9 protein-coding genes are annotated in these 12718 nt (G+C 47.7%); 4 read left to right on the forward strand and 5 right to left on the reverse strand.

Annotated features, from left to right (window positions below; translation table 11 throughout):
- Positions 1-8 precede the first annotated feature (8 nt).
- The 5 genes from ACYVD4_RS17260 to ACYVD4_RS17280 form a co-directional block, all read right to left on the reverse strand.
- A complete protein-coding gene (locus tag ACYVD4_RS17260) occupies positions 9-995 on the reverse strand; it encodes an aldo/keto reductase (protein WP_460947913.1) in 987 nt (328 codons plus the stop codon).
- A 94-nt stretch (positions 996-1089) separates the two neighbouring features.
- On the reverse strand, positions 1090-2004 hold the full coding sequence (locus ACYVD4_RS17265; protein WP_460947915.1) for a helix-turn-helix domain-containing protein: 915 nt from the start codon (positions 2002-2004) through the stop codon (positions 1090-1092).
- Between the two features lie 68 nt (positions 2005-2072).
- Entirely contained in the window at positions 2073-4220 is a 2148-nt protein-coding gene (locus ACYVD4_RS17270) for a molybdopterin cofactor-binding domain-containing protein (protein ID WP_460947917.1), read from the reverse strand.
- A gap of 30 nt (positions 4221-4250) precedes the next feature.
- Positions 4251-4877 carry a hypothetical protein gene (locus ACYVD4_RS17275; protein ID WP_460947919.1) on the reverse strand — a complete coding sequence of 209 codons (627 nt, stop codon included), beginning with the start codon at positions 4875-4877 and terminating at the stop codon, positions 4251-4253.
- A gap of 25 nt (positions 4878-4902) precedes the next feature.
- On the reverse strand, positions 4903-5382 hold the full coding sequence (locus ACYVD4_RS17280) for a (2Fe-2S)-binding protein (protein WP_460947921.1): 480 nt from the start codon (positions 5380-5382) through the stop codon (positions 4903-4905).
- Between the two features lie 502 nt (positions 5383-5884).
- Between ACYVD4_RS17280 and ACYVD4_RS17285 the strand changes: the two genes are divergently transcribed.
- The 4 genes from ACYVD4_RS17285 (at position 5885) to ACYVD4_RS17300 (ending at position 12708) form a co-directional block, all read left to right on the forward strand.
- Positions 5885-7108: a glycosyltransferase gene (locus ACYVD4_RS17285; RefSeq protein ID WP_460947923.1), complete on the forward strand. Its 1224-nt coding sequence runs from the start codon at positions 5885-5887 to the stop codon at positions 7106-7108.
- 219 nt (positions 7109-7327) lie between these two features.
- The gene (locus ACYVD4_RS17290; protein ID WP_460947925.1) at positions 7328-7927 is read left to right on the forward strand and encodes an RNA polymerase sigma factor; all 600 of its coding nucleotides are present in this window, start codon (positions 7328-7330) and stop codon (positions 7925-7927) included.
- A 41-nt stretch (positions 7928-7968) separates the two neighbouring features.
- Entirely contained in the window at positions 7969-9084 is a 1116-nt protein-coding gene (locus ACYVD4_RS17295; protein WP_460947927.1) for a FecR family protein, read from the forward strand.
- 123 nt (positions 9085-9207) lie between these two features.
- The gene (locus tag ACYVD4_RS17300) at positions 9208-12708 is read left to right on the forward strand and encodes a SusC/RagA family TonB-linked outer membrane protein (protein ID WP_460947929.1); all 3501 of its coding nucleotides are present in this window, start codon (positions 9208-9210) and stop codon (positions 12706-12708) included.
- Positions 12709-12718 lie beyond the last annotated feature (10 nt).

Below are 12718 nucleotides of genomic sequence, written 5' to 3' on the forward strand. Positions count from 1 at the left end.
TAGTGAATCTATAAACCTGTCGATTTTTCCATTTGTTCTGTATAACGACTTCCTACTACGTCAATTTTATTGGAAGCCTGCTCTATTTCCTGTAGTTCGTCGGTCGATAACTGAATAGATGCCGCTCCATTATTTTCGGCCAGACGATGCAGTTTTGTTGTTCCGGGAATTGGCACAATCCATGGTTTTTGCGCTAATACCCAGGCAAGGGCAATCTGAGCGGGCGTAGCCTGATGCTTTTCGGCAAACTGCTGAATCAAATCGAGCAACGCCTTATTGGCAATACGTGCTTCTTCGGTATATCTCGGCAATACGTTCCGAATATCGCCTTCTGCAAATTGAGTGGTTTCGTCGATTTTACCCGCCAAAAAACCTTTTCCAAGCGGACTGAAAGCTACCAGACCGATGCCTAATTCTTCGATGGTTGGAATAATTTCGTTTTCGTGCTGGCGTGTCCAGAGTGAATACTCACTTTGCAGGGCCGTAACTGGCTGAACCGCGTGCGCCTTACGAATCGTCTGTGCACCCGCTTCCGACAGACCGAAATGTTTTACTTTTCCTTCCTGAATCAGCTCTTTCACCGTACCCGCTACGTCCTCAATTGGTACGTTAGGGTCAACACGGTGCTGATAAAACAAATCGATAACGTCGATACGTAGTCGTTTCAACGAAGCTTCGGCTACCTTACGAATATTCTCGGGTCGACTGTTTACACCCGCCATTTTGCCGTCTACTATATTGAAACCGAATTTAGTAGCAATCACTACGTTCCCCTTAAAGGGTTCCAGTGCTTCGCCAACTAGTTCTTCGTTGGCAAAGGGGCCATAAACTTCTGCGGTATCGAAGAACGTAACGCCTTGTTCTACAGCGGCTCGAATCAACGATATGCCTTGCTGTTTATCAACGGCTGGCCCATAGCCAAAGCTCAGGCCCATACAGCCCAAACCAATTGACGAAACAGTCAGGCCGTTCTTTCCTAGTGTGCGCGTTTGCATTGTTGTACTCATAACGATGTGATTTTAGTATATCGCAAAATTACCCCGTTCGCAGAAGATCGAACAATGAAAAGCAAACGAAAAATTACGAAAATCAAACATTGCGAAACTTCAACGGACTCACATTGACATGTTTTTTGAAGAAGTTGTTGAAGTGCGTGGCTTCTGTGAAACCCAGTGCATACGCAATATCTACTACGTTCCAGGTACTACGTTGCAGCAGCGTTTTTGACTCCTGTAAAATACGTTCGGCAATCAGTTGAGAGGTTGTTTTCTGGGTTGTTTCTTTTACAGCCCGATTCAGGTGATTGACGTGAACGTTTAATTGTGTAGCGAAGTCGGAAGGCGACCGAAAAGTAACTTGCTGATGGGTGTCATCGATTGGAAACTGCCGTTCCAGAAGCTCCAGAAACAACGTCGAAATGCGCTGGGATGCGTTGAGCGGCTGCTTTTCGAACTTCGACGTCGACTGCATTTTCATAGCAAAGTGCAACAGCTCGAATACCAGATTCCGCAGTACGTCATATTTGTGGATGTAATCGGAGCCAATCTCCTCAAACATCCGCTTGTAGATCTGCTCAACCTGCGGCACCTGTTCGTCGGTCAGTTCGAAGATGTGATTGCCGCCCGGCTGAAAAACATCATACTGGCTCAGGTTACCATATTGGTTGAAAAACTGCTGATTGAAGATACAGTAAAAACCGCTACGTATCTGATCCAGATGCTCCCATCGGTAGGGAATAAACGGATTAGAAAACGAGAGAGCCTGTTTGTTCACTTTTATCACTTTATCGGCATAATGCACCTGACTATTGCCCACCACAAGCATGATTTTATAATAATCCCGCCGTCGGTAAGGTGCCGGTTTAGCTTTATCGCCAACCACCGGTTCTAAGCGAAACAGGTTGAAATGCCCGATCTCCCGGCGAATGTTGTCGGGAATCCACGGGTAAGCTTCTTCGTCAAACTTTCGTTTATATAATTCTTCTAAGGTTTCCCCTTTTTCCATGTACAAATTAGTGATGGGTTGCCGGTTTTTATGACTTGTGTTAAGCGCATAACCGGCGTTTTATTTCATTAAACAGCAGCCATATTAAACGGTAGCTTGCGAATCCGTTTGCCGGTCAGATCAAAAATAGCGTTGGTCAATGCCGGAGCGAAAGCGGGCAAACCGGGTTCACCAACGCCACCAGCATCGGCATCGTTTTCCATGATGTAAATATCGATGGGCGGAATATCGGTGATACGTGGTAACTGATATGAATAGAAATTTTTGTCGACCGGAATGCCGTCTTTAAACGTTACCTGATGATGCGTAGCAGCGCCCAACGCCATCACAATCGACCCTTCAACCTGCGCTTTGATAGTGTCTGGATTAACGTACCAGCCGCAATCCATAACCGCCCAGACGTGGTCAATTTTTAGTTTACCGTCTGAGCCTTTCGACACTTTCACAACCTGTCCAACCGTGCTGGCGAAACACTCCGTAATAGCCGCGCCGTAACCTTCTTTTGTCTTCCGATTTTTCCAGCCCGATACCTCTTCCATCTTATCGATGAGCTTGTTTAGCCGCTCTTCTTTAAGGTGCTCGCGACGAAACGATAGTGGATCTTTACCGGCTTCATGGGCCAATTCGTCCAGAAAACTTTCGTAAGCAAAACCGTTTGTCGACGCATATACCGACCGCCACCACATGGTTGGAATCGGTGTTTCGAACGGAACATCCTGAATGCTCAGGTTTTTAATATTATCGAAATACGGCTTGAGAAAACCTTCTGACGCACTTCGGTTCGGCTCGTCTTTTTTGCCGCCCCGCCAGTGGTTATTATTCTGTCCCGCCAGCTTGACTTTGAAAGCACTGATTTCGCCATTGTTCACAACGCCCTCGCATCGATACGTAATACCGGGTCGATAAGGTCCCTGCGTTGCGTCGTCTTCGCGGGTCCAGATGACCTGTATCGGCGCACCAACTTCTTTCGAAATTACCGACGCTTCGTGCGGATAATCCATAAACGCTTTTCGGCCGAAACCGCCACCCAGAAACGTCATGTTCACAATGACGTTTTCGCGGGGAAGATTCATCTCTTTACTGATGTAATCCTGCACCCAGTCGGGTGCCTGAATCGGCCCCCATATTTCGAGCTTATCAGCTTGATAATGAGCCACGCAATTCAGCGGCTCCATGCAGCTATGGTACTGATAGGGCGTTTCGTATAGCACGTCGAGTTTCTTCGGAGCCTGCGAAATAATAGCCGCTGGATCGCCCTGCTTTTTGAACGAAAGTCCTTCCTGCGTCTGGAGTGCTTCACGCTGACGTTTGTAGATTTCGTCGGTGCTCAGGTGCTCAAAACCACTATCGTCCCAAACCACTTTCAGCGCTTTTTTGCCCTGCAAAGCCGCCCAGGTCGAATCAGCCACTACAGCAACACCTTCGCGATACGTATTGAAAACGCCCATTCGGGTTTTTACTACGTGTTTCACACCGGGAATTTTACGAGCGGCACTATCATCGAAGCTTTTCACTTTACCACGTAGCCGGGGATTCCTTTCAACAGCCGCATACAGCATTCCCGGAATCTGTTTATCCAGCCCGAACGTAGCAGTGCCGTTGGTTTTCAGTTTGGTATCCTGACGTAGCATCGGCTTACCGATCAGCTTATACTCCGACCGTTTTTTCAGCACTACGTTCTTCGGCGTTTCCAGTTTCGACGCATCGACAACCAGTTCGCCGTAATTGGCTTTCTTGCCAGAAGGTTTGTGTAGTACGTATCCAGCCTCGGCGTAACAGTCTGCTTTTGCTACGTTCCATTTTGTCGCAGCCGCCTGAATAAGCATTTCGCGCGCTGTGGCACTGAGATTCAGCAGATTTTTATACGAACCCCGTATCGTTGAGCTTCCGCCTGTGACCTGATTGCCGTACTTTTTCTGATCGCCTTTGGCAAAAACAATGTTTACTTCATCCAGATTTACCTCCAGTTCTTCGGCAACCATTTGCGGAATGGCCTGATAAACCCCCTGTCCCATTTCGGCCCGGTGGCTGAAAATTGTAACCTTGCCCGACGTATCAATATGAATCCAGGCGTTCATCTCAACGCCAAAAGTCTCAGCTTCAGCAGCCTTAACTATTTCGGCACCTTCGCCGTGTTCGGGAACGTAGAAGCCCAGCGAGAAAACCGCTCCGGCCATGCCCGACATTTTCAGGAAATTTCTTCTGGAAACTGTCATCGTTTCGTTGATTAATGATGGTCGAAGGGTTTATGGTTTCGGGGCATAAGCACCTGTTTTAATCCAGGTAGACCAGGCTTTCGCGAATTCGGCGTGACTCATCGGCGGTAACGTCCGACCTTCGCCGGGATTCCAGCCAGCCAGTACTAATTCATCGTTGGCGTGTTCCAGCAGTTGCTCCATATTTTTACCGCCGTTCTGCTTAGGGTCGACAAGTTGTTTGGCTAACTGATGCGGAGTTCGCCCCTCAAAAACCATTTTCATGGTAGCGGGTGGCAAATGCCAGTTCGGGTTGCCCGGTGGCGTATGTACTCCCGGCGTATTGGTCGGTTGGTGACAGTTCGAGCATTTCATCGCATAAAGACCTTTGCCGTCTGTTCCCCGTCGCGGAGCCATAGTATGCAAGTGGCTATCATCGCCCTGTAACGGTACGTCGCCCGCCGGGTGGCAGTTCATACAGCGGGGACTCATCAAAACTTTATACACACTGGCAAAGGCTTTTACCGACGTAGCACTATCTTTTTTGATGGGCGCATACGTAGCGGATTCTGACTCCGAGGTAGTGCTACGTAGCGTAGTATTCGGAGTAACCGTAGTGGCCATAATTCCCGTCACCGACAGCAGAATAGCCAGAAAATAGATTGTCTTGAAAGGCATAACTGATGAGTTTTTTCTCTAACTGTTATTCGTTTTTACCAACTTTCCGATCCATTCCGGCGGCAAGGTGAATGGCTTTTCGGATACGCAGATAGGTACCACAACGACAAATATTCCCAGCCATCGCAATGTCGATATCCTCGTCGGTTGGGTTCGGATTGTCACGTAGCAGCACGGCCGCCGACATGATCTGTCCGGAATGACAATAGCCGCACTGCGGTACGTCGATTTCCTGCCAGGCGCGCTGAACAGGATGGTCATTGTTAGCCGATAAGCCTTCAATCGTTACCACTTTTTGCCCGCTAATCCGGCTCACTTTGGTAACGCACGAACGTACCGCTTCGCCGTTCAGATGTACGGTACAGGCACCGCACTGAGCCACTCCACAGCCATATTTCGTGCCTTTCAGCCCGACCACATCGCGAATTACCCAAAGTAATGGCATTTGCGGGTCAACGTCGAGCGATTGCTCCTTGCCGTTAATAATACATTTGATGAGGGCCATAACGGTGATTGTTAGGGGTTGAAACAGTTCTTCTTATAAGTGAATCGGCTAGTAGCCGTGAAAATTTTCGGAACGGATAAACCGGGGTAAACCAGCTAAAAAAGAGTATTTTCAAATAGTAGAAATCATTCATTTACAACCAGATAATTCACCATTTGTTGCTCATCTATTGATATACGCTTTATTCCTTTATTCTAATGGAGAAAAAGCTATTAAATAACCCCACCCTAAATCCCTACGTAGGGATTTAGGGTGGGGTTATTTAATTCCGCTAAATTATTGCAATGTGTTGGGCTACCATTATCATTTTCAAACAGGTAATTACAAAAATCAAACAATTCATAACAACAGCGTAGTCAATAACAGTCGCTACGTTATAAATGCTACGTTGCGAACGTAAAATCATCGAAAGCAGCTAACTAGTAATTGCATTGAGGGTAACTCATACGGCTAGTGCCGTTTTTTCGATAACTTTGACCTGTTATAGCCTGCTAAATCAGGCTTGTTTTTACGTGAACGCTACGTGTCTGGATGGGCACAGGCGGCTATTATGAAACGAATTCTGCTGTTTGATTCAATCATTGATGGGCACCATGCCGATTATCTGTCTCATCTGATTACGTACTGGCTTCAACAACAAGCTGAGGGCGAGCTAGTCGTGGTAACTCAGGCTTCGTTCGAGCCAAGATTTCGGCAATTGATCGACGCTTTACCCGCTGGTGCTTCTGTGCAGTTTGTGGCAATTCCTCAGTCGGTTATTCAGGAAACGCATCAGGCATCGATAATCGCCCGTTCGTTTAAAGAGTGGAATCTGTTGTGTAGTTACGCCAAACAGCATCGCTCGACCCACGCTGTGCTGATGTACTTCGATATTTTTCAGATGGGCTTATGGATGGGCCGAAAAGCACCCTGTGCAGTTTCGGGTATTTATTTTCGGCCTGATTTTCACTACAAAACCGTTGCTGGACTGAAAGCACGTCTGAACGTAGTACGGAAAAAACTGACGCTACGTGGCATTCTCCGCCGGGGTGCGCTAACGAATTTATTTTGTCTCGATCACTCGGTTGTTCCAAGGTTGCAGGCTATGCACCGGAGCGTCAACGTAGTGCCCTTACCTGACCCCGTTAAAGCCTATTCCATTCCATCGGCTGAAATCGATGAATTGCGAAACCAACTGAAAATCGAGGTCGGGCGTAAGGTATTTCTGCTGTTCGGTTTTCTTGATGATCGGAAAGGTATTGAACCCCTACTCGATTCACTAAAGTATCTGGATTCATCGCTTCATTCTCGTGTTTGTATTCTGTTGGCGGGAGCCATTCATTCTGATTATCAGAAACATATCGAACAGAAAATTGCAGCCATAAACCCGGCGATACAGATCGTTTGTGAGTTCAAAGAAGTGCGCGGTCAACGTATTCAGGCGTTTTTCGATCTGTCTGATTATGCGTTAGCCTTATACCAGCGCCATGTTGGCATGGCTTCGGTAATTATACGGGCTGCGGTATCGGGCAAACCGTTACTGGCGTCTGATTACGGCTACGTTGGAAAGATTGTTCAGGAAGAAAAATTAGGGGCCGTTGCCGACTCAACCTCACCCGAAGCCATTGGAAAATTGCTGGAAAAAGTACTGACAACGGGCATTCCCTATTCAGAAGAAAACCTTAAAAAGCTGGCTTACCAGAATTCTGATACCTGTTTTGCCGAAACAATCTTTAACGTATTGTAAGAGTTTTTACCGTAACGTGTGCTAAGTTTTCCGCAAAGGCCGCGAAATCCTTCTGTAATCTTAGCGAAAAGCTTAGCACACGTTGCGGCAAAAAAACCGATCTTATCATGCTTTACGGCTTATTTTCAAGATATTTTCTAATTTTTTAAAAAAATAATCTTAAAACAGGGTTAACTTTTCCTTAAAATCTGCTCATAGCTATATAGCCACCGTATAGATATGAGCAGACGGTTACCCCCACGCGAAGCGCAGCAACTTTGGCAGGATTACCAGGCAGGCGATATGTATGCCCTGGCGAAACTTATGCAGAGTTACTATCCCGATCTGTTTCATTGGGGAATGCGCCTGCATGCCAACCGCGAGTTTGTGAAAGATTGTATTCAGGAGGTATTTATGAATCTCTGGAAAATGCAGTCGTCGATACGTTCCGTCGAAAATGTCCGGTCGTATTTATTGGTGGTGCTCAAAACCCGAATTCTGCGTGAGTTAGCCAAAAATCAGACAACGTATCAAGTGTCGCTGCCCGATGAATATGCATTTTCAGTTGAGTTCGCTGCTGATGTCCGACTGATTGAAGAAGAACATGAAATCTATCAGATTCGTCGGTTACAGCACGTAATTAACCATCTGCCCGACCGACAGAAAGAACTCATTTACCTTCGTTTTTATCAGAATCTGAATTTCGAACAGATCGCCGAAGTCATGCAGCTTGGCCGACAGTCGGTTTATAATCTGCTGCAAAAATCGCTGAATAGTCTGCGCAAACACCTAGCTGTCAGCGTCACTGGAATCATGGTTTACTGGCTAAACCAGCTATAAACCAGAACCGTATCATGAGCAAAACCGAACAGTAAACGGACATGAAAAACTACGACACATACGGGGCCGATGATTTCATTCAGGACGAAGACTTTCGCGACTGGGTGCAGGGACGTAGCAACCGGGAAACATTCTGGCTTTCGTTTCTGGACCAGTACCCACAAAAACAGGAAGCGTTTCAACAGGCCGAACGATTTATTCGAGCCACTGCTGTTACGTCGGACGAAATCAGTGAAACAGAAATCAGAAATGAAATCGATCAATTTCTCGCAAAATCTAATGCGTATATACCAAACCGTTACGACAACAATACTACGCTACGTATCAGAAATGGCCGATTAAAGGGTCGTTTTCGGCTTGGCAAAAAGCTGATACTTGCAGCCTGTTTGGTTACGGCATCAGGCTTAAGCTGGTACGTTACGTCCTATAGCCCTATACAGTTCGTCCCACATCTGACTAAACGTATTGCGGCTCCCCAATTGGTTGAAACCGTCAATGCTACGCAGCAACCGCTTCGGGTAGTTCTTGGCGATAGTTCGGAAGTGTTGCTGAGTCCGAAAAGCCAGCTACGTTATCCATCCCAGTTTGCTGGAAACACCCGTAAAGTTTACCTAAAAGGCGAAGCTCAGTTTTCGGTAAAGCGTAAGAATCAACCGTTTATGGTCTATACGGGCGATATGGTAACGAAAGTACTCGGTACGCGGTTCGTAGTGCGGGCGTTCGATCTCGATAAAAAAATCACGGTTCAGGTATTGTCGGGAAAGGTGTCGGTTTATAAGCCGAAGCCGGACGCATCGCCCGAAAACAAGGAAGTGAACGGGTTGATTCTACACGCAAATCAGGCGGCAATTTTCGAAAAAGGCGCGGGCAATCTAACCAAAACGCTGGTAGCCAACCCAATCCTGATGAAGCAACGTAGCAAAGCCAATCAATTTGTGTATGATGAAGTAGCATTGCCTATCATTCTACGCGAAATGGAGCAGAGTTACGGCATTCCGATTCAGTTCGACGAAGAGAGTTTTGAGACCTGCAAAATTACGGCAGCACTAACCAGCGAGTCGCTTTACGAAAAGCTGGACGTATTGTGCAAAGCAGCATCGGCGAGTTACGAAATCACTGACGGACAGATTGTTATTACGCGTAAAAGTTTCCGATAGAAGGCCCCGACAGGCTCCGGCTGTCGGAGTTGCATAGCAACTAATTAGTACGCGAACCTATATCCGACGGCCAGAACCTGTCGGAGCCACCAATCCCCTAAACCTTTAACCATAGCTGTAATCATGAAAAAATGCCTCTCCAGCCAGCTCTGGACTACGCTTATGAGGTTTTCGCTGCTGCAAAGTGTCGCGATGCTTCTGGTGGTAGGCGTATCCTCAGCCTATCCATCCAGCGCGCAGGATTACCTTCGACGTCGCCTGACGATACACGCTGAAAATCAGGAAATAAAGAAAGTGCTGACCGACATCGAAAAAGCCACGGGCGTTCAGTTTGTCTACAGCACCGAGGTGATTGAACCGAAGCAAAAAATTACGGTTCAGGTCAACAACGCTACGTTGGAAGAAGTGCTGATCAAGTATTTTAAACCGCTTAAGGTGAATTATGAACTGGTTGGACGCAAGCTGGTTTTATCGGCCATTGCATCGGCATCACGCGAAATGGGTTTGGTTGAACCTATTGAATCAATTTCAACGGTTGATCCCAAGCGCATGATTTCGGGGAAAGTGACCGACGAAAAAGGAGCTGGTTTGCCCGGCGTAAGTGTGCTGATTAAGAGCACCCAACGCGGAACAACCACCAACTCCGAAGGCGCGTTTCAGCTCGACATTCCCGAAAGCGGAAACCCGGTACTTGTTTTTAGCTTTGTTGGTTACGACACTAAGGAAGTAACAGTAGGGAATCAATCTACGTTTCAGGTGTCGATGGCACCCGCCGACAAAGCACTTAATGAGGTCGTAGTCACGGCCTTGGGCATTAAAAAGCAATCCAAAAGTATTGGCTATGCTACGTCGACCGTTACCTCGGATCAGATAACGGTGAACCGGACAGCCAATTTTATGAATTCGCTGCAAGGCAAAATTCCGGGGGTAAACATTACGTCGCTGGGAACCGGCCCGGCGGGTACGTCTAAAATCAGGATTCGTGGGCAATCGTCGTTTGGTGGCAACAACTCACCACTGATTGTGGTCAATGGCGTACCGATTGACAACACAAACTTCGGTGCTCGGGGAGACGTATCGGAAAAAGGCAGCAACCGCACTTCAGATGGTGGCGATGGCTTGAGCAGCATCAATCCCGACAATATTGAAACGATGACGGTACTGAAAGGTGCCGCAGCGTCGGCTTTATACGGGTCACGGGCGAAAGATGGCGTTATCATGATTACGACCAAAACCAGAGGTGCTGGCTCAGGCATCGGCGTCGAATACAACACCAACTTTACCAGCGAAACGCCCCTCGATTACACGGATTATCAATACGAATACGGGCAAGGTGAAAACGGTGTACGGCCAACAGCTCCGTTTCCGACGTCGGGTCAGTGGAGTTTCGGCGAGAAATTTCAGCCGGGCATGACGCAGACTTTGTTCGATGGTATACAGGCTCCTTACGAACCGCAACGGAATCAGATTACAAAATATTACCAGAAAGGCCAGACCTGGACCAACACCATTAGTTTATCGTCGGGTGGCGAATTTGGCGGTTTCAATCTGTCGATTTCCAATCTGGACAACCGGCTGATTCTACCCGGTTCGAGCTACAACCGTAAAACGATCAATTTGGGGTTTACGCAAACATTGGCAAAAAAACTGACTGTGTCGGGTAACGTCAACTATTCCAACGAGTTCCGGAAAAACCCGCCCAATATTGCCGAGCAGGATTATAGTCCGGTAGTTATTTTTAGTATGGCAAATTCGATGCCCTTGGACTTATTGGAAAAATACGCTTCAGATGCGAATGGAAACGAGGTTGTCTGGTCGCGTTTTACTAACCGTACCAACCCATATTTCGCCCTCAAACGCTTCGATAACATACGTAACGACCGGATTTTCGGCAATCTGACCGCTCGTTATAACTTCACCGACTGGCTGTTTTTACAGGCTCGGGTTGGTCAGGATTATTACTCCCGCGAACAGGATTACAACCTACCTACTGGAACCCAGCGTCAGCCAGCCGCACCAGCGGGGTTTGTAAACGGGCAATACACGCAGGATTCGCGGATGGTTCGGGAACTGAACACCGACTTTCTGATTGGCGCGAATCGAACATTTGGCAGTTTTGGTATTAACCTAAACGCGGGTGGAAACCAGATGTACCGACGTATCAGCCGACATAACGTATTTGTTCAGGATTTCTACACCCGCGATCTCTACACCATTGGCAACGGCCGTCAGCGCGACGCTACGTATGAATTTTCGGAGCGGCAGGTAAACTCGCTTTATGGTTCGGCTGAAGTTTCGTACAAAGATGTTCTATTTGTAAACGGCACGGTACGTAACGACTGGTTTTCAACACTTTCGGCCGCTAATCGCAGTATTCTGTACCCATCTGTAACGGCTAGTTTCGTGGTCTCACAAGCGTTTGCCCAAAGTCTGCCCAGTTGGATTTCGTTTGCCAAAATCCGGGCCGCTTATGCCGAAGTGGGGAGCGATACCGACGTGCAGCCCTATTCTAATAATCTGTTTTACGGCATCAACGCGCAACAGTTCCCATCGCCGAGCGGAGCGGCTCAGCCACTGGCTACCATCAGCGGGTCAACGGTTCCCAACGCCAATCTGCGACCCATGCGTGTATCGGAAAAAGAGTTTGGCTTAGAGTTGAGGTTATTCAACAATCGCATCGGTTTCGACTTTACATATTACGACAAGCTCTCGTCGGACCAGATTCTGCGAGCCCAAACCTCAGATGCGGGCGGTTACCTCTCGCAGCTTATCAACGTAGGGCAAAGTCGGAATCAGGGTCTGGAAATGTTAGTAACGTTTTCCCCTCTGAAAACGCCCAATTTCGTCTGGGATGTTAACGTAAACGCGGCCTACAACAAAACAAAAGTACTTGACCTCGGCCCTAGTGTGAGCGATAACATGATTACGGTTGGAACGGGCGAATTTACCGGCGAACTGCGGCAGGTAGTAGGTCAGTCAATGGGTCAGCTCTACGGCTTTGGCTACTTGAGAGATGCGCAGGGACGGCAGGTGTTCGATGCCGGAAATGGTCGTCCGCTACGTACCGCTACGCAGATTCCATTTGGCAGTGCATTGCCGTTGTGGGTGGGCGGTATCACAAACAGTTTTACGTATAAAGGCATCAGTCTGTCGTTCCTGATCGATTTCAAATTGGGCGGCAAAATGATTTCGGGAACGAACCACAACGCGTGGCGGCATGGTCTTCACAAAGCCACTCTGGTTGGTCGGGCCGAAAATTTCGTGATTGGCGACGGCGTAAATCCGAACGGCGAAGTAAATAAAACGAAGTCGGGTGTACAGGCGTATTACGAAACGGTACGTTCGCAGAACATTGCCGAAGAGTTTGTGTATGATGCTGGCTTATGGCAACTACGTCAGATAACCCTTGGCTACGATTTCACCAAATTTCTACCATCACGGATTCCATTTATTAAAGGCATCCGCCTGAATGCCGTGGCTAACAACGTAGCAGTTATCAAAAAGTGGGTTCCGAACATTCACCCCGAACAGTTTGGCTTTCCATCTGATAACCTGATTGGTCTGGAAGCCACCGGCTTACCCGTAACACGTAGCATCGGCTTCAACCTGAACGTCAAATTCTAACGACAGACTA

It is taken from the genome of Spirosoma daeguense (genome assembly GCF_054776875.1).